Origin of the sequence: Curtobacterium sp. DN_7.5, assembly GCF_022655355.1 — a bacterium.
Classification (GTDB): Bacteria; Actinomycetota; Actinomycetes; order Actinomycetales; family Microbacteriaceae; genus Curtobacterium; species Curtobacterium luteum.
The window spans coordinates 354468-377545 of the sequence record NZ_CP093378.1 but is presented as its reverse complement, the minus strand read 5'-3'; the positions used below and the strand labels follow the sequence as shown (position 1 = coordinate 377545).

General features: G+C 70.9%; 19 protein-coding genes. 6 read left to right on the top strand and 13 right to left on the bottom strand.

The window, feature by feature from the left end; translation table 11 throughout:
* Positions 1-76 precede the first annotated feature (76 nt).
* Positions 77-1339 (bottom strand): MFS transporter, encoded by a 1263-nt coding sequence (locus tag MON03_RS01825; RefSeq protein WP_242090168.1) that lies wholly within the window; start codon positions 1337-1339, stop codon positions 77-79.
* Positions 1340-1420: 81 nt separating this feature from the next.
* Here MON03_RS01825 and MON03_RS01820 point away from each other — a divergent pair, with 81 nt between their 5' ends.
* Positions 1421-2299: a LysR family transcriptional regulator gene (locus tag MON03_RS01820; RefSeq protein ID WP_242090165.1), complete on the top strand. Its 879-nt coding sequence runs from the start codon at positions 1421-1423 to the stop codon at positions 2297-2299.
* 56 nt (positions 2300-2355) lie between these two features.
* On the opposite strand, the gene MON03_RS01815 is transcribed toward MON03_RS01820, so the two are convergent.
* The 7 genes from MON03_RS01815 to MON03_RS01785 all read right to left on the bottom strand — a co-directional run bounded on the left by MON03_RS01815 (position 2356) and on the right by MON03_RS01785 (position 10068).
* Positions 2356-3132, bottom strand: a complete 777-nt coding sequence (locus tag MON03_RS01815; protein ID WP_148286061.1) for a hypothetical protein — start codon at positions 3130-3132, stop codon at positions 2356-2358.
* A complete protein-coding gene (locus MON03_RS01810; protein WP_022902626.1) occupies positions 3122-3667 on the bottom strand; it encodes an RNA polymerase sigma factor in 546 nt (181 codons plus the stop codon). Before MON03_RS01810 ends, MON03_RS01815 begins: the two co-directional genes overlap by 11 nt.
* A gap of 105 nt (positions 3668-3772) precedes the next feature.
* Positions 3773-5137 (bottom strand): DHA2 family efflux MFS transporter permease subunit, encoded by a 1365-nt coding sequence (locus MON03_RS01805; protein ID WP_242090163.1) that lies wholly within the window; start codon positions 5135-5137, stop codon positions 3773-3775.
* A gap of 100 nt (positions 5138-5237) precedes the next feature.
* A complete protein-coding gene (locus MON03_RS01800) occupies positions 5238-5501 on the bottom strand; it encodes a hypothetical protein (protein WP_022902628.1) in 264 nt (87 codons plus the stop codon).
* Positions 5498-6154 (bottom strand): DUF308 domain-containing protein, encoded by a 657-nt coding sequence (locus tag MON03_RS01795; RefSeq protein ID WP_242090162.1) that lies wholly within the window; start codon positions 6152-6154, stop codon positions 5498-5500. Before MON03_RS01795 ends, MON03_RS01800 begins: the two co-directional genes overlap by 4 nt.
* Before the next feature lie 148 nt (positions 6155-6302).
* Positions 6303-8312 (bottom strand): lectin-like domain-containing protein, encoded by a 2010-nt coding sequence (locus MON03_RS01790; protein ID WP_242090160.1) that lies wholly within the window; start codon positions 8310-8312, stop codon positions 6303-6305.
* Positions 8313-8415: 103 nt separating this feature from the next.
* Entirely contained in the window at positions 8416-10068 is a 1653-nt protein-coding gene (locus MON03_RS01785; protein WP_242090158.1) for a glycoside hydrolase family 13 protein, read from the bottom strand.
* A 100-nt stretch (positions 10069-10168) separates the two neighbouring features.
* Here MON03_RS01785 and MON03_RS01780 point away from each other — a divergent pair, with 100 nt between their 5' ends.
* The 5 genes from MON03_RS01780 to MON03_RS01760 all read left to right on the top strand — a co-directional run bounded on the left by MON03_RS01780 (position 10169) and on the right by MON03_RS01760 (position 14155).
* Positions 10169-10726: an NADPH-dependent FMN reductase gene (locus MON03_RS01780; RefSeq protein WP_022902632.1), complete on the top strand. Its 558-nt coding sequence runs from the start codon at positions 10169-10171 to the stop codon at positions 10724-10726.
* A 174-nt stretch (positions 10727-10900) separates the two neighbouring features.
* Positions 10901-11413: a MarR family winged helix-turn-helix transcriptional regulator gene (locus MON03_RS01775; RefSeq protein WP_242090156.1), complete on the top strand. Its 513-nt coding sequence runs from the start codon at positions 10901-10903 to the stop codon at positions 11411-11413.
* Positions 11414-11633: 220 nt separating this feature from the next.
* Positions 11634-12140: a Dps family protein gene (locus tag MON03_RS01770; RefSeq protein WP_022902634.1), complete on the top strand. Its 507-nt coding sequence runs from the start codon at positions 11634-11636 to the stop codon at positions 12138-12140.
* Positions 12141-12147: 7 nt separating this feature from the next.
* Positions 12148-12948: an SDR family NAD(P)-dependent oxidoreductase gene (locus MON03_RS01765; RefSeq protein ID WP_022902635.1), complete on the top strand. Its 801-nt coding sequence runs from the start codon at positions 12148-12150 to the stop codon at positions 12946-12948.
* A gap of 13 nt (positions 12949-12961) precedes the next feature.
* Positions 12962-14155 carry an NAD(P)/FAD-dependent oxidoreductase gene (locus MON03_RS01760; protein WP_242090154.1) on the top strand — a complete coding sequence of 398 codons (1194 nt, stop codon included), beginning with the start codon at positions 12962-12964 and terminating at the stop codon, positions 14153-14155.
* 63 nt (positions 14156-14218) lie between these two features.
* Here the strand turns inward: MON03_RS01760 and MON03_RS01755 are convergent, their stop codons facing one another.
* The 5 genes from MON03_RS01755 to MON03_RS01735 all read right to left on the bottom strand — a co-directional run bounded on the left by MON03_RS01755 (position 14219) and on the right by MON03_RS01735 (position 22941).
* A complete protein-coding gene (locus MON03_RS01755) occupies positions 14219-15328 on the bottom strand; it encodes an alpha/beta fold hydrolase (RefSeq protein WP_242090152.1) in 1110 nt (369 codons plus the stop codon).
* A 70-nt stretch (positions 15329-15398) separates the two neighbouring features.
* Positions 15399-16271 (bottom strand): SMP-30/gluconolactonase/LRE family protein, encoded by an 873-nt coding sequence (locus MON03_RS01750; protein WP_242090149.1) that lies wholly within the window; start codon positions 16269-16271, stop codon positions 15399-15401.
* Positions 16272-16485: 214 nt separating this feature from the next.
* A complete protein-coding gene (locus MON03_RS01745; RefSeq protein ID WP_242090147.1) occupies positions 16486-16662 on the bottom strand; it encodes a hypothetical protein in 177 nt (58 codons plus the stop codon).
* A gap of 750 nt (positions 16663-17412) precedes the next feature.
* Complete coding sequence (locus MON03_RS01740) at positions 17413-21792, bottom strand: RHS repeat-associated core domain-containing protein (protein WP_242090145.1); 4380 nt, start codon at positions 21790-21792, stop codon at positions 17413-17415.
* A gap of 315 nt (positions 21793-22107) precedes the next feature.
* Positions 22108-22941, bottom strand: coding sequence for a DUF1206 domain-containing protein (locus MON03_RS01735; RefSeq protein WP_242090143.1), 834 nt, complete (start codon positions 22939-22941; stop codon positions 22108-22110).
* Between the last annotated feature and the right edge of the window lie 137 nt (positions 22942-23078).

The following is a 23078-nucleotide window of genomic DNA, read 5'->3' as shown; positions in this document are numbered from 1 at the left end:
GGTACCCGCGGCACCCGCAGTGACCGCAGCGCCCGTAGCGACCGCAGTGCCCGCAGGACCTGCGGGCACCCGGGACTCAGGCGCGCGCGGCCAGCCGCCGCCCGGCGACGACGGCGAGCACCGCCACGAGCACGACGTACCCGACCAGCACCGAGAGCGTCGGGAGCACGAGCAGCGCCGCACCGACCGCGACCACCGGGACCGTCAGACCCGCGTAGGCGATGAGGAACGTCGCAGCCAGCACCCCGCCTCGACGCTCGGGTCCGACGAGCGCACCGGCGCTGGCGATCGAGGCGCGGAAGAGCAGCCCGACCCCGGCGCCCGCGACCACCCCGCCCCCGATGAACCCGGCGACCTGCAGGAGGACCGCAGCGACGGCCAGGACCGCGAGCCCGCCGACGAGGAGCACGACCCCGAGCCGGATCTGCGCCCGCTGGGACAGTCGGGCGAAGACGAGCTGGCTGACCGCGCTCGCGGCGAACACCCCGAAGGTCGTGGCCCCGGCGGCGAGTCGGTCGGTCACGTGGAACGTCGTCCCGAGGAAGGTCGGCGCCACCGAGGTGAACAGGCCCTGGACGGCCAGCGCGGCGAACGCCCCGGTGCCGGCGGCCCAGAACGCAGCACCCTTGCCGGCCGGGGCCTGGATGCGCTGCGGACGGTACGGCACGGGCGACTCGGGGCGGTCGACGGTCTCGGGCGCGGCGAGCACGACGACGAACGCGATCGCCAAGGCGATGACGAACACGACGTACGGCACCATCAGGGGCTGGCCGACGAACTCGGCCAGCGCGCCACCGACGAGGGCGCCCAGCGAGAGACCGCCGAGGTTGACCGCGCCCGCCGCGACGCTCGCGCCCTTGGCCGAGGCCTCGGAGCCGGTCGCCCGGACCCGGAGCTCGCCGAGGTGGGCGGTGGCCGTCGCGGTCAGGGTGCCGACGCCGAGTCCGGTGACGAGCCGGGCGACGATGAGCCCGGGGACGTCGTTCCAGACCAGGAAGAGCACCGCGGCGACGATCTCGAGTGCGACCGACACGAGGATGAGCGGCTTCCGTCCGTGCACGTCGCTGAGGTGCCCGGCGAGCCACAGGGACCCGACCACACCGACGCCGTACGCCGCGAAGACGACCGTGGTGGTGATCGTCGGGAAGCCGTCGCGCGCCTGGTAGATGACGTACAGCGGGGCCGGGACGGTCGCGAACGCCATCACGGACAGGAACGCGAACGCAACGGCCCAGAAGCCGGCGCCGTGACGGCGGCGGCTGTGCGACCGGCGGCCGCGCGGGGCGGGGACGGGTCCGGCCGACGGACGAGTGTCGGGGTTCTGCCCGATGACTGGCATGCTCCGATCATCGACCCCGGGCGCAATCGAGTCCAACGGATGTTCTTGATGTGTGGCATCGACGCGGTCGATGATGGGGTGATGGAGACCCGCCTGCTGGAGCAGTTCGTCGCCGTCGCCACCGAGGGCGGTGTCACCCGTGCGGCCGAGCGCCTGTGGGCAGCGCAGTCGACGGTGTCCGCCGGGATCGCCTCCCTCGAGCGGTCGCTCGGCGTCCGGCTGTTCGAGCGGACCGGACGCACCCTCGTGCTGACCACCGCCGGCGAGGACCTCCTCCCCCACGCCCGCGCGGTGCTCGAGTCGCTCGACCGGATGCGGGACCTCGCGACGGTCGAGGACGCCGACCTCCGCGGGCGGGTCCGGCTCGGCATCTTCACGAGCATGGACATCGTCGACCTGACCGGCGTGCTGCGGCGCTTCCGGCAGCGGCACCCGCTCGTCGCGGTCGAGCTGATGACCTCGCCGACGGGGACGACCGGGCTCGTGCAGGACCTCGTGGCCGGACGGCTCGACCTCGCCTACTCCGGGCTGCCGAACCCGCCGAGCGGCATCGTCGTCGAGCCGCTGCGCGAGTTGCCGTTCCGCGTCTTCACCGCCCCGGACCACCCCCTGGCCGGTCGCACATCCGTGTCACTGGCGGAGCTGGCGGACGAGCCCTTCGTCGACACCGCGCACGGGTTCGGCAACCGCGTCCTCCTCGACCAGGCGCTCGAGCGGCTCGGGATCCGGCGCCGGATCATCGCGGAGATGAACGACATGCCCGCGGTGATCCGGTTCGCGGCCGCAGGCCTCGGCGTCGGGGTGGTCCCGGACCCGGGCGTGGAGCACGAGGGCGCGGTGCTCGAGCTCGCGGACGATGTCCCGCCGCTGCGGATCGGGCTCGCGATGCGCACCAGCCCGGAGCCGAACCGCGCGACGCAGACGCTGGCGCGCGACATCGTGGCGGCGCGCGTCGGGTAGGTCCCCGTCCGACGGACTGGAGGCGCGGTGCGGACCCGCCACGCGCCTCCAGGCCGTCAGTCCCCCCAGATCTCCCCGACGATCGCGGGCAAGAGCCCGTTCGTCGGGAAGTCGGTCTGCATGATGTCGATGGTCAGGTTGCCGCGGGTGAAGTACGTGCCCCGGACAGCGTCGCCACTGTCGGTACCAGGCGTCCAGCTGCAGGCCCGGCCACCCAAGCGGTCCTCGCACGTCGGGTTGGATTCCGCCACGAGTTCCGGGATCTCGGCAGCGTCATCCTCAAAAGCCGGGCGGACCACCACGGAGATGTTGGCGACGACTCCTTCGTTCTGCCACGTGCACGACAAGGCTTCATCTGGGTCGCGCAGCCCCTGGATCCGGTCGTTCCCGTCCGGTTGCCGACCACCGCCTTCAGGAGTCCAGATCGTCGACGTGTGCTGAGCCGCTCCGAAGAAACGGGCGTAGTCGCTGTCGGGGACGAGGAGGTAGCAGTCGCCCGGGATCCGGACGTCCGGCTCGCTCGTCGGCGTCGGTGTCGGCACTGGGCGGGGCGTCGGGGTCGCGGTGATCGGTGCGGACGTCGGTGTGGTGGCCGACGGTGCCGGTCCGGGCTCCTGCGTCTCGGTGGGCGCTGCGACGGGTCGGTCCTGCTGGGACAGGCTCAGGGCGACCGCGCCGGAGGCGGTGCCCAGGGCGAGCAGCCCGACGACACCGATCACGAGACCGGGGCGCGCACGGCGTCGGCGTCGCGGTGTGGCGCGCTCGAGGACGTTCTGCTTCATCGCCACGAGCATCCGCTGGAGGTCGTCTCCCTCGGGGGGTTCAGTGTTCATCGTGCATCACCGCCTTCCGCAGTCGTGCGCGGGACCGCGAGACCCGCTGGGTGACCGCACCGACGCTCAGGCCGAGCAGCTGCGCGGCCTCGGCGTAGGAGTGCCCCTCCAGCAGGCAGAGTTCGCAGATCCGTCGATCGGTCTCGGGCAGGGCCGCGATCTCGTCGCGGACCCATCGGAGCCGTTCGACGGCCTCCGCGTGGTCGTCGGGTGCGCGGAGCTCCTCGGGGAGCTCGACGCCGCGGCGACGGGCCTGCTTGCGCCCGGCGTTCAGCGCGTGGTTCCGGCAGACGACGAGCAGCCAGGGCAGCATCGTGTCGGCCGGGAGCTCGAGGGTCGCGGCGCGCTGCCAGAGCGTCAGGAACGTGTCCTGCACCGATTCCTCGACGTCCATGCGGCTCTCCACGACGGCCCAGGCGTACCGGGTGAGCGTGGCCGCGTACCGGTCGAACGCTCGTGCGAGCGCCTGCTGGTCGCCGTGCCCGATCGCCCGGACGAGTTGCTCGTCCGTCTCGGCGCCCGTTCCCACGTCCACATCCCACCCCCTTCGTCCAGGAGTGTCGGCAGGACCCGCGATCCTGACAGGACGGTTGCGAAAACGTGATCTCGGGCGTGTCGCCGGCCCGCTGTCAGCCCGGGTTCATTCGTCGAGCAGCGGTGCGATCCCGGCGACGGAACGGTCCGCAGCGGCGGACGTCGAGAGGAACGCGGCCACCATGATCGCCGCCCCGATCCCGACGACGATCCACCACATCGCGTGGGTCGCCACCGCGAACGACGGCCCCACGCTCGCCACGGCGCTCGCCCCGGTGACGGTCCCCGCGAGGGCGACCCCGAGCGACACCCCGGTCTGCCGGCTCGTCGACGCCACGGCAGCGGCCGAGCCGGACTGGGCGCGGGGCATGCCCGACACCGCGGTGTTGGTGATCGGCGCGTTCACCATCCCGAACCCGAAGCCGAACAGCACGAACGCCACGACGAGCACGGGCATCGGCGTGGCCGCTCCGATCGTGGTGAGGACGGCGCCGGCGCCCGCGATGCCGAGACCCGCGAGCAGGAGCGGCACCCGGACCCCCATCGAGCCGACCAGCCGCCCGGACAGGGGCGAGACGAGCATCGTCGCGACGGCGGCCGGGAGGGTCCACAGGCCCGCCTCGAACGGACTCATGCCACGGACTTCCTGCAGGTAGAGCGCGCTGAGGAAGAGGAACGCACCGTTCGCGCCGAACGCGACGATCGCCGTCACGACCGCGGACGAGAACGGGATGCTCCGGAAGAACCGGACGTCGACGAGCGGTTCGGCGCGGCGCCGCTCGACCCGGACCAGGACGACGAGGGCCACCGCTGCCAGGGCGAAGAGGCCGAGCGACGCCGGCGACGTCCAGCCGAGGCGCGGCCCCTCGATGAGTCCGCCGACGAGGGACGCCAGCAGCACGATGACGAGCGCCTGCCCCAGGGGGTCGAGCCTCCGCGGCTTCGGCGAGCGCGACTCGGGGACGAACAGGAGGGTGAGCACGATCGCCGCGATGCCGACCGGCACGTTGATCCAGAAGATCGCACGCCACCCCACCGAGTCCGTGAGCGCTCCGCCCACGAGGGGCCCGAGCCCCATCGAGACCCCGACCACCGCGCCCCAGACGCCGACCGCACGAGCGCGCTGCCGCGGGTCGTCGAAGGTCGCCGTGATGATCGACATCGCCACCGGGTTCATCATCGAGCCGCCGACGGCCTGCACCATGCGGAAGACGACGAGCCAGCCGACGCCCGGCGCGAGCGAGCACAGGAGCGACCCGACGGTGAAGAGGGCGAGGCCGACCTGGAACGTCGTCCGCCGCCCGATCCGGTCCGCGGTGGACCCGGAGAGCAGCAGCAGGCTCGCGAGGACGAGCGTGTACGCGTCGATCGTCCACTGCAGCCCGGAGATCGTGCTGCCGAGCTCACGGCCGATGGACGGCAGCGCGACGTTCACGACGGTTGCGTCGAGCGACACGATGAAGAGGCTCATGCAGCAGATCGCGAGGATCAGCCGCGGGTGGCGGTACCGCGACGGCAGGTCGGGCGCCCCCTGGAGCGGGCGGAGCCGGCTGCTCGTGCGGGTCGTCCGCTCAGTGGAAGTCGTTGCCGTCGCCCTCGCCCGGGGTCTTGTGACCGCCGAGCATGTCGTTGTCGTCCTGGTCGCTCGTCGACGCCAGCTGGAGCATGGCCAGCACGACCACGACCACGATGAACGCGACGCCGAGGAAGATCACGGCGAGCTGCGCTTCGCGGGTCGAGATGAGCACGACCAGGCCCACGAAGACGGCGACGATCGCCGAGATCCCGAGGAGCTCGGCCGGGCGCAGGCGGTCGCGACGGCTGGGGGTGCTCATGCGTGTGGTGCTCCGTCCGGGGCGGCGACCGGAGCGGCCGTTCCCCACTTGTGCGAGAGTCCGGCGATCACGTGGAAGACCGCCGCGACGGCGAGGTAGGCGCCGAACAGCCCGACCAGGATGATCGGCGCGTCGAGGGTGCCCTGTGCGTTGTCGATGCCGCCGAGCTCCTTCGAGTAGTCCGGCGGCGTGAGGAGGAACGCGATCGCGAGCAGCAGGGTCAGCCCGCCGACCGTCGTCCAGTCCCGGGAGAAGGGCGATCGGCCGCGCACCCGGAGCCCCTGGGTGAGCTCGAGCGCGCCGGTCAGCACCGCGAACGCCACCACGATCGTGATGAACGCGGGCAGGCCGGCCCCGTTCAGCACCAGTGCGGCAACGCCGGCGACGAGCGCGACGACGGCTTGGGCGAGGGTCGAGCGGGCGGATCGCGCGTCGCCGTCGAGCCGACGAGAGCCGACCGCGAGGACGATGCCCTCGACCACCGCGTACGCGCCGAACAGCAGCAGGCCGTAGCCCGCGGCGTGGTTCGAGGAGAACGTGATCACGAGCGCGACGACCGCTGCGGGGACCGCCCGGAGGACGGGGATCGGCCAGTAGCGTGCGCGCCGGGTGGCGTCGTCCACGGTGGTGGCGTCGTCCACGGAGTCGGACACGGGACCTCTTTCGGGCATGCGGATCGTCGCGTCGATCCTACCGCCGGCGCGGTGGGCGCCCGACCGGGGCCGGTTCCTCGCTGAGGAGACTCGAACCCCGGCCGGGACGCACCGACCGTCGCCGGCGACGGCCGGTCGCTCTCGCTGCTCAGTCGCCGACGCTCGCCCGCGCCCGTCGGCGCCGACGGAGGAGGAGCCACCCCGTCCCGCCCACAGCGGTGGCGAGGACGGCGAGCACCGCGAGCGGTACCAGCCCGCCGGCGCCGGTGTACGCCAGGCGGTCGGGTCCAGCATGGCCGGCGCCGTTCCCGGAGCCGGCATCGGCGTCCGGCCGCCCGTCGCCCGACGCGGGGCCATCGTTGCCGTTGCCGCCGTTGCCGTTGCCGTTGCCGTTGCCGCCGTCGCCGCCGTCACCCGCCCCGGGTCCCGGAGAGGGCGACCCCGACGGTGTCGGCGCCGGCGTCACCGTGGGCGTGGGCGTGACCGTCGGCGTCGGCGTCGGCCGCGTCCCGTCGCCCGGGTCGACGACGCCGATCGTGACCTCCGGCGACTCGTCACCGCCGTCGGGGTCGCTCGGCGATGTGGCGGTCGCGACGTTCACCACGTCCGACCCGTCGCCCTCGTAGTCCGGGTCGAGCACGGCGCGGATCCGGAAGTCGACCGAGTCGCCGACCGCGAGCGTCCCCGTGGAGGCGCACGTCACCCGCTGCCCCTCGGCCGTGCAACCGTCGGGCGACCCGGCGAAGTGCATCGCCGTGGGCAGGTCGTCGACCGCCCCGACGTCGAGCGCGACCGCCGGGCCGCGGTTCCGTGCGGTCACGACGTACTCGACCTCGTCGCCCGGCGCGACGCCGTCCGACGGGCTGACGCGCTTGTCCGTCTCGACGTGCGCGGTGGTGTCGGCGGCGACCGTCGTGGTCGCGGTCGAGCGGTTGTCCGACTCGTCGACGTCGGAGACGGACGGAGCTGCCTCGACGGTCGCGACGCTCTCGAGCTCACCGGACGCGGCGTCGTCCACGGTGGCGCTGATGACGACGGAGGCGGACCCACCACGGGGCAGGTCGAGGTCCGTGGCGACGTCGCCCGTGCCGGACGGGACGCTGCACGCGGCAGCGTCGGCATCCGCGCAGCGCCAGCGCACGTCACGGAACCCGTCGGGGACGTCGACCGCGAAGGGGCTCGGCGCACTGTCGTTGATGCCCGTGTTCCGGGCCGTCGCCGTGTACTCGACCGGGGCGCCCGGGGTCAGGGTCGGCGGGAGGTCCTGCTCCACGGCGAGGTCCGCGGGCTTCCAGACGCGGAGCCGCTCGATCTCGTGCACGTTGACGTGGCTGCCGGTCGCCGCAGCGAACCCGAGGCGCAGCGTGTCCGGCAGCGGAGCCTGCCCGTCACCCTGCAGCGGCACGTCGGCGAGCACGGTCCGCATGGCGCTGCCCTGCTGCAGACGGACCGTCATCGACAGCTGCCCGGCAGCACCCGGCAACAGCGTGATCCGGACCCGCCGCGGGGAGTCACCCGCAGCGAGGACGCCGCCGGGCGCGGGGGCCCCGGCGATCCAGCGGTAGCCCTCGAGCCCGTCGCCGGAACCGCGGATCACCACGTGCTGCGGGCTGGCGCCGGGCCCGGAACCGTTGATCCGTGCCGAGAAGTTGCCGTAGTGGTCGAGGGCCACCGCTGCGAACCCGCCGGGGACGCCGGGCAGGTCGCACACCCGGCCGCCGCCCTCGGTCGCCTCCTTGCGGCAGGTGTAGCCGAGCCCTGCGCCGAAGGACCCCACGCCCTGCTGCGCGGCGCCGTCCGCGAGGAACAGGAGGAGCCCGTCGGCACCGGGGTCGTCCTTCGCGGTGTGCATCGTGTACGTGAACTCGATCTCGAGTCCGCTGTCGGACGGGAACGTGTCGTTGATCGACCACGCCCCCGCCTGCTTCTTGGTGTCCTCGGTCAGACGGAGGCGTCCGCCGGCGATCTTCGCGTCACCGTGCAGCTCACCCCCGGCCGCCGAGGTGAACTCGTGGACGTACGGGAACGTGAGCTCCGCCGCGGACGAGTGCGGCGCGGTCAGGGCCGGCGCGGCGAGCACGGCGAGCGCGGTGCACGCGCTCGCCGCGACCGCCAGGCGCCGGACGATCCGGGATCTGGTGGTGCTGGGATGTGTCATGCTCCCGATCGTCGCGAGCAGCACCACGCCTCCGAGGGGCTCGCGTCAGACCGGTGGAGAGACGACGCGACCGACGCGGCTGTGCAGGAACGGGGAGCTGCCGTCAGCGTCCGGGCACGATCCAGACCGTCGTCTCCCCCGGGAGTTCCGCGTCACCGAGCGGCCCCGATGCCAGCACAACGGCACCCTCGGGCAGCGGGACCGGCTCCGTGCCGAAGTTCGTCATCGAGCGCCACCCGTCGTGCCGGTCGAACGCGACGACCTCCGGCGACGCGGGCTCCGCCACCCAGGTCAGCCCCTCCCCGCGCTGCAGCCGTGCCCGTTCGGCGAGCGCGGCGCGGTACAGGCTCAGCGTCGAGGCGGGGTCGCCCGACTCGGCCTCGACCGAGCTCGCCCCGGACTCGGCGGGCTGCGGCAGGTGCGGAGCGGCGGTGCCGAAGCCGAACGACGGCCCGGAGGTCGTCCACGGGATCGGCACCCGGCAGCCGTCCCGCCCCTTGACCGTGTGGCCGGTCCGGATCCACTTGGGGTCCTGCAACTCGTCCCGCGGGATGGCGGCGGCCTCGTGCAGCCCGAGCTCCTCCCCTTGGTAGACGTACGTCGACCCGGGCAGCGCGAGCAGCAGCATCGTCGCGGCCCGCGCCCGTCGGAGCCCCCGCGCACGGTCGAGCTCCGGGGACGTACCGTCGGTCATGAGCCAGGCGTCGGTGTCGGTCCCGTCCGGCAGCCCGTACCGGGTCGCGTGCCGGACGACGTCGTGGTTGGACAGCACCCACGTGGAGGAGGCGCCGGACTGCTCGGACGCCGCGAGGTTCCGGTCGATGACCTCGCGGAAGACCGCCGCGTCGAACGGCGACTCGAGCAGGTCGAAGTTGAACGCCTGCCCGAGCTCGGTCGGCCGGGCGTAGAGCACCCGACGGGATGCCGGTGCCCACGCCTCCGCCACGGCGGCTCGGGGCGGGTCGTACTCGTCGAGCACGCGGCGCCACCCCGCGAAGATCTCGTGCACCTCGTCGCGGTCGTACAGCGGGTCCGAACCGTCGAGCGGCAGAGCGTGCTCGTTCGAGGGCCGGTAGGGCGTGGAGAGGTCCTTCGCCAGGCCGTGCGCCACGTCGACCCGGAACCCGTCGACCCCTCGGTCGGCCCAGAACCGGAGCGTCTCCTCGAAGTCCGTCCGCACCTCGGGATTCGACCAGTCGAGGTCGGGCTGCTCGGGCGCGAAGAGGTGCAGGTACCACTGCCCGTCCGGCACCCGGGTCCACGCGCTGCCGCCGAAGTTCGACACCCAGTCGCTCGGCGGGAGCTCGCCGGACTCCCCCGCTCCCTCGCGGAAGACGTACCGGGCGCGCTCCGGCGAGCCGGGTCCTGCCGCGAGCGCGGCACGGAACCACTCGTGCTGATCAGAGGTGTGGTTCGGCACGATGTCGACGATGACGCGGAGGTTGTGCTCGTGGGCGGCGCGGAGGAACGCGTCGAAGTCGTCCAGCGTGCCGAGCCGGGGGTCGACCGCCCGGTAGTCGGCCACGTCGTACCCGCCGTCGGCGAGCGGGGACGGGAAGAACGGCGAGAGCCACACCGCGTCGACGCCGAGCGAGGCGAGGTAGGGCACCCGCGACGTGATCCCGACCACGTCGCCGAGTCCGTCGCCGTCCGCGTCGGCGAAGCTCCGCGGGTAGACCTGGTAGACGACGGCGTTCCGCCACCAGTCGGGGTCGGCGGTGCGGGGCGTGCTGGCGGGCGTCCGTGGCGTGCTCACGCGGCCGACGATACCGACGACCCGGTGTGCGGGAATAGTGCGTTCCCGCCTGTGATTGCTTGTACCTGACACCTTTCCGTCACCGAACAAGGGAACGCGCATGACGAACGTCCTGGTCCTGGTCGGCAGCCTCCGCGCCGGCTCGATCAACCGCAAGCTCGCCGAGGCCGCGGAGCAGCACGCTCCGGAGGGCATCGCGCTCAGCACGTACGACGCCATCACCGACCTGCCCTTCTACAACGAGGACATCGACGGCGAGACCCCGCCGGCCGCCGCCGTCGCGTTCCGCGAGGCACTCGCCGCCGCGGACGCCGTGCTCCTCGTCACCCCCGAGTACAACGGCACCATCCCGGCCGTGCTGAAGAACGCCCTCGACTGGGCCTCGCGTCCGTTCGGCGCCTCGCCGATCTCGGGCAAGCCCCTCGCCGTGATCGGTTCGGCGTTCGGCCAGTACGGCGGCGTCTGGGCGCACGACGACGCCCGCAAGGTCGCCGGGATCGCCGGCGCGAAGGTCCTCGAGGACGTCAAGGTCGCGATCCCGCAGTCGGTCGTCCGGTTCGCGGAGACCCACCCGCGCGAGGACGACGAGGTCGTCTCGCTGGTCCAGGACGCGCTGCGCGCGCTCGCGGACGCCGCGTCGGAGCCGGTCGCCGCGTAGCCGGTCCGCAGCGGCCGTCGCCGCACGCGACGACAGGACGAACGGGAGGCGCGGTGCCAGCTGGCGGCGCGCCTCCCGTTCGTCTCTCCTGCACAACATGCAGGCGCATGCGCCTGTACCCCATCCGCGGACTCGCTAGACGCTCTAGTAAGGAGACGGGTTACGCTGTCCCGCATGTCCACGCAGGAGATCACCGAGGCGTCCGGGTACTGGTTCCCCGACGACGACGCGACGCAGCGGGGCGTCGCCGTCCTCAACGCCCTGCGTCGCTACCGTTCCGCCGAGACGGCCATGCGCCGACGCACCCGTGACTCGATGGGCATGGGTGAGACCGACCTGCTCGCCGTCCGGTTCCTGCTGCAGGCGCAGCGGGCCGGCCGCCAGGTCAGCCCGAAGGACCTCGCCGCCTACCTCAAGATCTCCTCCGCCTCGACGACGATCCTCATCGACCGGCTGGTGCGGTCGAACCACGTGCGTCGCGAGCCGCACCCGACGGACCGCCGAGCCCTCGTCATCGTGCCGACGACCGAGACCGACGACGAGGTCCGGGCCACACTCGGCGTGATGCACCGCCGCATGATGGCGATCGCCGAGGGCCTCCCCGCCGCCGACGCCCGGGTCGTCGCCCGCTTCCTCGAGGACATGCGCGAGGCCGTCGACCACGTCGACCCCGTCGCCTCGCACTGAGCCCCGTCGCCTCGCACTGAGTTCCGTCGCCGCGCGCTGAGTTCCGTCGCCGCGCGCTGACCCCCGTCGCCGCGCACTGAGCCCCGCCGGCCGCGGGTGGTCGGAACGCCCACATCCGGCTCGTGTCGTCCGTTCGACGTGCCCGGGGGACGGACGGCCAGCGTGCACGGAGGGAGTCCCGCGTAGACCGGAATGGTCACCGACGTGGAAGGAGCCGATCATGCACGCATCGGACAAGCTCGCGAAGAACCTCCAGGCGGTCCTCGTGGACCTCATCGACCTGCACCTCCAGGGCAAGCAGGCGCACTGGAACATCCTGGGCACGAACTTCCGTGACCTCCACCTGCAGCTCGACGAGATCGTCGACGCAGCGCGTGAGTTCGCGGACGACACCGCGGAGCGCATGCGCGCCCTGTACGCCGTGCCGGACGGCCGTTCGGCCACCGTCGCCGCGTCGAGCCACCTCGACGCCTTCCCGGACGGCGAGATCACGACGCACGACGCGATCGACGAGATCACGCTGCGCCTCTACCAGGCGACCGGCACGATGCGCGACGTGCACGACGAGGTCGACGAGGAAGACCCGACCACCGCCGACCTGCTGCACGGCTTCATCGAGCGCCTCGAGCAGCTGGCCTGGATGGTCTCCGCGGAGAACCGCTCGCCCAGCACGCCGCTGGCCTCGGCCACCACCCCGGCGGTCGCGAGCGCCTCCGACCACGAGTAAGCAGCGCATGGACCTCGGCATCCAGGGCAAGACCGCGCTCGTCTTCGGCGGGGATTCGGGGATCGGCTGGAACACGGCCCGCATCCTCCTCGCCGAAGGCGCGACCGTGGTCGTGACCGACCTCGACCAGGCCCGCCTGGACAACAGCGCGGACCAGCTCGAGGCCCCTCCTGGTCGGCTGCACGCCTTCGCGGCGGACGTCACGAAGGCGGACAGCCTCGCGGCCCTGCACGAGCGGGTCCGCGGCGCCGTCGGCGAGATCGACATCCTCGTGCAGTCGTCCGGGGTCACCGGTGCGCAGGGCCTGTTCCACGAGATCGACGAACAGGGCTGGCTCGACACGATCGACATCGACCTCATGGGGCCGGTCCGCATCACCCGTGAGTTCATCTCGGACCTGCGGAACGGCGGCTGGGGTCGCATCGTCTACCTGGTGTCGGAGGACGCCTCGCAGCCGTACGACGACGAGCTGCCCTACTGCGCCGCGAAGGCCGGCGTGTTGTCCTTCGCCAAGGGGCTCTCGCGCAGCTACGCGTCCGAGGGCCTGCTGGTCAACTGCGTCAGCCCGGCGTTCATCCACACGCCGATGACCGACGCGATGATGGACAAGCGCGCGAAGCAGCTGGGCTCGTCCTTCGACGAGGCCGTCTCGTCGTTCCTCGACGAGGAACGGCCGTACATGGAACTCGGCCGACGCGGTGAGCCGGAGGAGGTCGCGAACGTCGTCGCGTTCCTGTGCTCCGACCTCGCCAGTTTCGTCAACGGCGCCAACTACCGGGTCGACTCCGGCTCGGTCGCCACGATCTAGGGAGCAGCACGACATGACCGACTTCCGGTACCTCATCGTCGGCGGCGGGATGGTCGCGGACTCCGCAGCACGCGGGATCCGCGAACTCGACGCCGACGGGACGATCGGCATCGTCAGCGAGGACGTCGACCCGCCGTACGCGCGGCCGGCGCTCTCGAAGAAGCTCTGGACCGACCCGGAGTTCAGCTGGGACGAGAAGGTCGACCTCCACACGGAGGAGACCGGCGCGACGTTCCTCTTGGGCAGCCGGGTCACGGCGATCGACCGGGACGCGAAGACCGTCACGACCGACTCGGGCGAGACGCACGGGTACGAGCGGCTGCTCATCGCGACCGGTGGGAAGCCGCGCGGTCTGCCCGGACTCGAGCCGTCCGACCGCGTCCTCGACTACCGCAGCGCCGCCGACTACCGGAAGCTCCGGGAGTTCGCCGACGCCGGCGCCCACGTGGTCGTCGTCGGCGGCGGGTACATCGGCACCGAGATCACGGCCGGCATCTCGCAGAACGGCGCGGAGGTGACGTTCGTCGACCCCGACGACGTCGTGGGCGGCCGGATGTTCCCGGACGACCTGGCGCGGGCGTTCCAGCAGCGCTTCGTCGACGCCGGCGTGGACCTGCGGCTCGGCCGGCGGGTCTCCTCCGGTGAGGAGACCGGCGACGGCGTGGTCCTCACGCTCGACGACGGCTCCTCGGTCGAGGCGGACGCCGTGGTCGTCGGCCTCGGCATCGAGCCGGTCACGCAGCTCGCCGCCGACGCCGGGCTCACCGTCCGCGACGGCATCGTGGTGTCCTCGACGCTCCGCACCGACGACGAGTCGGTCTTCGCGGCCGGGGACGTCGCCGAGTACCCGGACCGCATCCTCGGGACGCGCCGCGTGGAGCACGTCGACAACGCCCAGCAGCAGGGTCGGCAGGCCGGCCGCAACCTCGCGGACGCGGACGAGACGTACGACCACACGCCGATGTTCTACTCGGACGTGTTCGACATGGGGTACGAGGCCGTCGGCCAGGTGTCCTCGTCGCTGCACACCGTCGAGGACTGGACCGAACCGACCGTGACCGGTGTCGTGTACTACCTCGACGACGACCAGGTCGTGAAGGGCGTGCTGCTCTGGAACGTGTGGGACAAGACCGACGAGGCCCGGAAGGTCCTCGCGGACGCCCACTCGCTGACGCCGGACATGCTCATCGGGCGCATCCAGCCCTGACGGACTGCACCACAGACGGACGGGAGGCGCGGTGCCAGCTGGCACCGCGCCTCCCGTCCGTCGTCAGCGCGCGTCGCGCGCTTCGGGTGCGACCTCGTCGACGACCGCTCGGCGGTCCGCCGGATCGACGGGGAGGCCGTCGCCGTCCGCCATCGCGACCGCGTGTGCGGACTTCGCGGCCTCCAGGGCCTCGTCGTCGTTCCGGGCCATGCCGAACAGCTCGATGAACCGCGACTTCACGAGCAGCCAGGCATCACCGGGGCCCAACCGATCGAGGTCCGATGACGTCGAGTCGTCACGCACACGCTGCAGCGACGACACCCCTCGGTCCGGGATCCGACCGGCCACGTGGTCGACCGCGAGCCGCGCCACAGCGTCCGCCTGCGCGTGCATCACCGAGTGGGCGCCGTCCACCACCTCGCGGAGCACCGCGTAGGGGAACACCCGGGCCAGCCGTCGGACCCAGTCCCGCGGCACCATCGCGTCGTGCTCACCACGCACGATGAGGGCGCGGGCCTGCACCTCGGCCGCACGCTCCTCGATCGGGAAGGCGATCATCCGCGGCAGGACCTTCGAGAACCAGTGCCACCCGCAGAGCGCGTAGGCCGTGATGCCGTGCCAGCGCACCGCCGCCGGTTCGTGCACGGTCGAGCGGAGGAACCGGAACGCCGACTGCCGCACGGTCCGTGCCCGCGAGTCGACGACCGGGCTGATGAGGACGAGGTCCGAGATGTCCGGGCGCCGTGCCGCGACCTCGGTCACGACCTGCGTGCCCATGGAGTGCCCGACGAGCACCGGGTCCTCGAGACCGAGCTCGTCGATGACCCGCTCGACCGCGTCCGCGAACCGCTCGATCGTCACCCGGCCGCGGAAGTGCGGGACGCCCGCGAACCCGGGGAGGTCGAGGGCGTGGACCGGGCCGTTCTCGTTGAGGTGCGGGGCGAGCCGCTCGTAGTACGTCGCCGCGATGCCGAGGCCCGCGACGAGCAGGAAGGCGCGTTCACCCGGCTCACCGATCGAGCTGACCCGGACGTAGGTTCCGTCGACGGCGATGCGGTCCACCTCGACCGTGACGTCGGCGTCCTCCGCCTCGGCCAGGCGGCCCGCCGGGTCCGGTGCGGTGCCGGCGCGTGGCGTGCGGTCGTCGGGGTGCGGGGTGCGGTCGTCGTCCACGGCGTCTCCTCGGGTCGAACGGTCGCCCAGGATACCCGCGCCGGACTCCTGCCCGACGGACCCCACCCCGTCAGCCGCTGAACGTGTTCGCCGGGAGCCCGCGGACACGCGTCGGGACGGCGAACACCGCTCCCGAGTGCGGATGCGCCTCCAGCTGGCCCTCCTCGAGGTTCTCCCGTGCCGTCGCGATGAAGAGCGTCGACAGGTCGTCGCCGCCGAACGCCACCGACGTCACGTTCGGCGCCGGGACCTCGACGACCTCGAGCAGTGCGGCGTCCGGGCTCCACCGCTCGACCCGCCCGGAGCCGTACACCGCGGTCCAGAGGCAGTCCTCGTCGTCGCGGACGAGCCCGTCGTGCGCCGCACCGCTGATGAACGGCACGAGCTCACCGAGCACGCCGTCCGGTCCGTACGACGCACGGTAGATGGTCGAGGTGCTGGTGTCCGTCACGAACATCGTCGTCCCGTCGGCGGACCACTCGAAGCCGTTCGCCACCCCAAACCCGCCACGCAACGTGCGGACGGAGCCGTCGGCCTCGAACGAGTACAGCGCGCCCGCGGGATCGTCACCGCCGAGGTCCATGCTGCCGACGACGAACCGGCCGAAGGGATCGCACTTGCCCTCGTTGAACCGCATGCCCGCGGTCGCGTGGTCCACCCGGGCGAGTTCCCGATCGACCACGCCGTCCTGGTCGGTGAGCACCACGGTGTCACCGAGCGCGGCCACGAACCCTCCGGATGCCCGGGGTTGGAAGCTCGCGAGAGGCGGCGGCAGCGGGACCACGCTCTGCACCGTGCCGTCGGCCGACGCCGTGGTGAGCGTGCCGAGGGTGATGTCCGTCCAGCGGAGCACGTGCTCCTCCGGGCTCCAGACGATGCTCTCGGCGAGGACGGCCTGGTCGTCGCAGAAGACGGTCACGGGTCCGGTGGTCGCGGGGTCCATGGTCCCTGCGTACCGGGGACGGCCTCGGTGCGCGTTCACCCGTGGTCGACGAGCGCGGTGGGCGAATGCCACACACGCTCCGCGGCTTCGACGACACGTCCCCCGAGCACAGGGTTTTCCCGGTCGCCGTCGCGCACTCCGGCAACGTGTCGATCCCGACGCCGTGTGTCCCTGCGGTCGACGTCGGTTCCTCCCCCAGTCAGGGCAGGTCCCGCTACGGCTTGCGACGCAGCCCGCGCACCCCGGAGAGCGCGCACCCGATCCCAGCCAATGCAGCGAGCACCTCGATCACGACCGCGGGCAATCCCGTTCGCCCGACCGGATCGAGCGGCTCCGAGGAGAACGTGAAACCGATGGCCACCGCGAACGAGATCGCGCCGAGCACGAACATCGTGATCGTTCCTGAACGACTCACTTCATTCCTCACCTGGGCCCAGCCGCAGATCGACGGACGCGGGTCCTGTAACGGCAAGGGCGGGCGATAGATCTATGCACAAAGGAGCTACACCGCCCCAGAGGACTACCTCGCACTCTTATCAGATCGACCCGCTCGCCGCCAGACGGCGACCGCCGCTATTCCGAATGAAACGGCAGCCAAAGCCATGACCAGAAATGTCGGCAACTCCATGCTCTCCGGAGATAAGAACAAGCCTAAGCCTATGCCGAGAGCCGCGAATGTGAAGACAAGGCTGAGAACACGAAGCACGATAGATTTACTCACGATACCTTAACTCCGTAGATTCCGCCTCCGACGGCCGGGATCAGGCCGGTGATCAATCCGCTCTGGATCCCGCTGTGAAAGGCGGTTTGCGTATACTCTCCCTTGGCATGCGAGTGCGCCGCCCAGGTCGTGGGTGCCGTTTCTGGCGTCGCGTTGGCGGGGGTGCCGAGCCAGGTGTCGGTGCGGCGGCCGTTATCGTCGATACTTTTACTTGCCTTTCCGACGCAAACGGTACAGCCCGGAGACCACACACGCGATCCCCCCGACAGTGAGTGCGACCTCTATCACAATCGCGGGCAACCCGGATCGACCGACGGACTCGAGCGGCTGAAAAGAAGATACAAAAAGAGCCGCCAAACCGAAGGCCAGCACACCTATCACCAGCGTTGCAGTTGGTCCCGTGCGTTTCATTCGCCCTCCTTAATTAACCGAAGCAGCACTGGCTTGACTGCTCACATACTCGCCGAGGGCGAAGCACCCGAAACCGACGACGGCGGCTCCCACCCCCGCGGTACCTACTCCGATAGCAGCAGCAGTAAGCCCGCAGCCTATCTCAGCCAAGGAGCCTGCGATATAGCCAGCAGGGGTACCTTCACCGCTGAGCGCTCCATAAGTCGAATAAAGTCCGGTAGCAGCTGCTAGACCGCGTACCAATCCAATCGCTCGGCCGGACGGGTCGAAACTGTTGATGGGGTCGTCCGCCGCGTACGCGTATCGGTTTGCGTTGCCCGGGTCGAGGGGTGCGTCGAGGGTGTCGCGTTCGATCCATCCGCCGGTGGCACTGGCCTGCCACCGATACCCGAACTTCGTCAGCCCGTTGCTGCTGCTCGAGCGGAGTCCGGTCTTGAACCCGTACGGGTTCTGCTGCCACTGCACGCTGGCCTTGTCGTCAGCGGTGATCCGCTCGGTACCGTACGGGTCGTAGTGCACCTCATACGCCTTCGCACCCGCGTCGGTGATCGCGGCGTTCGGGTTGCCGATCCCGTCAACGACCCACATGCTCGTGGCACCGTCAGTGGTCTGCAAGTCCAGCGGCTGCCCGGTCACCGGGTCGCTGATCACGGACGCCGTGCCCGTGCCGGCGACAGTGCGGCTGCTGATCACGGGAACACCGTTCTGATCCGTCGTGCCATACGTGTAGTCGTACTCCGCACCACCGTCCGTGGACTGTGACAGGAGCTTGTTCATGTCCGCGCCCGCGTACTCGTACGTCGTGGTGACGCCGTCCTTGGTGGACGAGGTCAGCTGCTGCGCACCGTTGTAGGTGAACGTCTCTCCCGGTGCTTTGGTCAGGTTCCCGACCTTGTCGTACTCGTACCCGTCCGAGGTGATCTGCCCGACCGCGTTGTACGTCAACGTCTGCGAGCTCGTCCGGTCACCGGACTGCGTCTCGGTGAGTCGGTTGCCGGCCTTGTCGTACGTGTACGCCCAGGTCACGTCCGTCCCACCTGCAGCCTGCTCGGCCTTGGTGAGGCGGCTGTTGGAGTCGTACGTGTAGACGGTGGTCTGCCCGGACAGGTTGTTCTTGGACCACTGGATCTTGTCCGTATCGTCCGCGCTCTTGGGGGCTGCGCAGTCCGCGCCGGTTGCCACACCCGTGATGTAGCAGTACGTCAGGTCGATGACCTGCTTCGGGTTCGCGCTGTTCGCCGATGCCTGGACGCGGGTGACCTTGTTGCCGGCACCGTAGGTGATCTTCTGGTGCGCCGCCCAGGTCGTAGGCGCCGTGTCCGGCGTCGCGTTCGCGGGGGCGCCGAGCCAGGTGTCGGTGCGGCGTCCGTGGTCGTCGATCTTGTAGACCTGCTTCGCCGTTCCGCCGTTCGCGGCCGGGTAGGTGGTCGCCGTGAGCACGTTCGCGGAGTTGTAGTCGTGCGTGACGGTGCCGTGCTGGTCGGTGACGGTGCGGGTGTTCCCGCCGAGGTCGTACGCGTAGGACACGGTCCCGCCGCCGGCGGTGTTCGCCGTGGACGTCAGGCGGTTGCGCTGGTCGTACGTGTTGGTGATGGTGCCGGTCGAGGACTGCTCGGTGAGGAGGTTGCCGTTGCCGTCGTAGGTGTTCGTGACCGTCGGGGTGCCGTCGTCGAACGCGGTCGTCAGGAGCCGGTCGTCGTTGTCGTACGCGTACGTTGTGACGCCGCCGTTGCCGTCGGTGTGGTTGCGCACCCGGCCGAATGCGTCGTACGAGTACTTCTGCTGCCCGACCGTGTTGTCGGGAGCGGTGATCGCGAGCAACTGGTTGTTCGTGTCGTAGCTGTAGCTGGTCTTGACTGTGTTGCCGGGCGCTTGCGCGGTCTTGACCGCACCCCATGCGTACGGGTCGGTGCCCTTCTTGTTGTACTCGAGCGTCGCGGTCGACGCTTCCGTGCTCCCGCTCTGCCCGTTGGTGCTGGTGGAGGAGAGGTTCCCGGGCCCGTCGTACGTGAAGTTGGTGTCGTTCTTCGACCCGTCGGTGGTCTTTGACGGCAGGTACGCCGCCGCTGCCGAGGAGGAGCCGTAGGTGGCGCTGCTGGTGCTGCCGGAGCCGGACTCGGACTGCGTCAACGACTGCCCGTTGTTCGCGTCGTACTTGTTCGTGGTCTTCGTCTGCGCCACATCGCCGCCCGCCGCTCCGACGGTCGACGTCGCAACGCCGTTGTTCGCCGGGTTGTACGTCCGGGACCGTTCGTTCCCTTCTGGGTCGACGGCCTTGGTCACGAGGTCGTTGCCGTCGAGCGTGTAGCTGGTGTGTGCCGTGTCGGCGATCGCCTTGGACTGGTCGGACCGGGGGTCCGCGACGAGCGTGGAGGTGTCCGATGCGTAGGAGAGTCGGGTCACGGCGGTCCCCGGGGAACCGGCGGTGGTGTTGCGCTGCTCGACCTTCGTGATCCGGTCGGAGGAGTCGTAGGTGAACGCCGTCACGCCGCCCTCGGGCGCCGTGATGGTGGTGAGGTCACCGCTGGTGTAGCCGAACGTGGTCCGCTTGCCGAGCGCGTCCGTGTACGTGGTGATGTCACCGGCGCTGTTCTTCGTCCACGACACGCTCCGCGAGCTCGAGCCGCTGGACTGGGAGAACGTCTGCACGCCGTTCGCGTACGACGAGTTCGCCGTTCGCGCACCCGTCACGCCAGCCGTGGAAACGAGGCTGGTCAGCTTGTACCGGTCGGACGTGGCGAAGGTGAAGTCGGTGATGTTGCCGTTGCGGTCGGTCACCTTGGTGGGCTGCCCGGCGAGGTTGAACACCGTCGTCGAGTTCGACGTCCACCCCTTGAGTTGGTACTGCGTGTCCTCCCCGCTCGGAGTGACGCGGGTCAGGGTCTGCTGCAGACCGGCCGGGGAGATGAACGCACCCTGTGTACCGGTCGGGGTGAACTGCCACGCCGTCCCGACGGCGTCGGTGTAGATGACACCCTGCGCGTTGGCGGTGAGGTCGCCCGCACCAGCGAGCGCGTACTGCCACCGGTTCGCGTCCATCGTGTTCGCGTTCGCGACGTTCGTCGCCCGCGAGTTGTACGCAGCCCCGATCGTGGTGTTCTGCGTCACCCCGGGCAGGTTCAACGCGGTCGTGGTGACCAGCAGGTTCCCCGTCCCGACGTCAACCGACGCGTTCGTCTGGTCGGTGATCGGGAACGGCAGGGTCGTCGCGGAGGTCCGCTGACCGGTCCGGTTCGTGTTCCCGGGGCCGCCAGGCAGCGAGTTGTAGGCGCCCTGCAGGTCGACGAGGTAGTTCATCGCCGTCGACCCCATGTTCTTGATGCGGATCTTGCCGTTCGCACCCACCGCCGTCACGACCGTGTTCGTCACCTTCGACGTCGCGTCGCTGTTGATCGCCGACGAGGCCGGCTCCGCCGCACCGTCCGCCCACATCTTCGCGTATGAGTCCGCACCGCTGTCGTTGATGGCCGTGAACGTCACCGCGACCGCCGACAGCCCGCCCTCGACCGTCGGTGCGCCCGCCTGACCGCCGACCTGCACTGTGAACGAGCCGCCGGCAGCGATGCTGGAGCTGTTCCGCGTGTCGATCAGTCGACCCTGCAACGGCGTGAACCCACCACCCGGGTTCGAGGGCAGGAAGTACCCCTGGATGTCGACGACGAGGTCGATGTTGCCGCCGCCGCTGGCGGTGTCGAGGTAGAACTTCCCGTCGGCGCCGAGCGCGACCTGCGCCTGCATCGCGGTCGTCAGACCCTTGGTCGAGTTGTGGTTCAACACCCCGGTGCTGCCGTCGGCGCCGTTCGGCGTGGGACGCACCCACCCGGCCTTCGCCTCACGGTTGATCACGATGACGTTCACCGCGACCGCTGCCGCACCGGCAGGGATGCCGTTCTTGCCCGTCACCTGCAGCGTGCGCCGCGACCCCGGCGGCAGCACCCCGGCAGAGGACGCGCCGGTACCGTCACGGGTGTCCAACGCCCGGACCGGCGACATCGCCGTGAACCCGCCCGCGGACGCACCGTTCTGCGTGGACGTGTAGTACCCGGTGACGTCGATGATGACCGTCGACTGGGCCGTGTCGGTCTTCACCTGGATGCTGCCGTCGTCGGCGACCGCCAGGAGCCCGGTGTTCGACGTGTTCCCGCCCACACCCGAGTTGTAGATCGTCAGCAACGTCGCTGCGTCCCCCGAGTCCGCGCGCGCCTGCAGCTGCCCCGACCCGTTCGGGTCCGCGATCGTCACCATGAACGTGATGGCACCGATCCCGGACGACGGCAGCCCGGCGACCCCGGCGACCTGCACCGTCCGCCACGTCCCGGCGCTGGTCCCACCGCCGAGCACGCGGGCGTTCGACGGCATCGGGACGAACTGGCCACCCGTTCCCGTCACCGCCGCCTGCGCAGGCGCCGGCTGACTCACGGACACCAACAACGACCCCAGCAGCGCGAGCAACGCCACCACGGCGAACACTGACCAACGGACACGGCGCGACAAGGACGCAGCGAACGCGCGAAGAACCCCTCAACAGCTGCGTGCAGCGCACAGCCCCCATGGCCGACCTGAGCAACTACCCAGGACGCTACGGAGCCATCCTCACCACCGCACCCCCAGAAGCGGGGGTAGAAGTTCGATCACAAAACGACTTTGATGCCGCATCGCTCCCGGAGGCTCGTCCGGTCCGCACGGCCAGGGCACCCCGCGCCCTCAGAGCCGCGCGTACCGCGCCCGGAAGAAGCTGTACACGCCGAACGCCACGAACCCGATGCCGATCGCCACGAGCACCACGGTGCCCCCGGGCATCTCGTGCAGTGCGTCGAAGGCGCCGTCGAGGCCCGTGGCCTGGTCCGGGTCGCTCCGGAACGCAGCGACGGCGATGAGGACGCCGACCGCGACGACCGCGACACCCTTGAGGACGTAGCCGACGACGCCGAGCACGGTCACCGCGTGCTCGATCGGCTGCCGCGGGCGGACGAGCTGCTTCCAGAACGACCGACGCGCCCCCTCGACGACGAGCGCGATGCCGATCGCGATCGCGACGAGCGCCACGAGCAGCAGGAGGAACACCCCGCCCGGCGTCGCGATGGCCTTGGCTGCGGCGGTCCGTGAGGACCCGCTCGAGCTCGTCCCGGCCCCGATCGCGTACTGCATCGCCGACCACGAGATGGCGCCGTAGACCACGGCCTTGCCGGCGTTCTTGAGTCGGGCTCCCCAGGCGCGAGCGCTGTCGCTCCGCCCGCCGACGACGGCTTCGACGACGAGCCGGATGGTGAGGGCAGCGGTCCCGATGGCGACCACCCACAGCAGGAACACCCCGCCCGGCACCCGCTCGATCTGCTGCAGGGCGCCGGACTGGTCCGTCTCGCTCCCGCCGGCCGCACTGCCGATCCCGAGCAGGATCACGAGGTACCCGATGAGGAGGTGCACGACACCGCTGCCGATGAACCCGCCGCGCGCCAGCAGTTCGAACCAGCGGCTGTCGGCCACCCGCCGTGCCTGCCGTCCGGCGTCCTTGACCGCCCGTTCCGCCGTTCCGCTCATCGGTCCAGCGTGCCCGTCGGGGACGGTCCTGTCCGGACCGCGTGCGGTCCCCGGACCGCACCGATGACGGACCGGGAGGACGGGCCTGGAGGCGCGTGGCCGGGTCGCCACGCGCCTCCAGGCCGACGACGGGACGG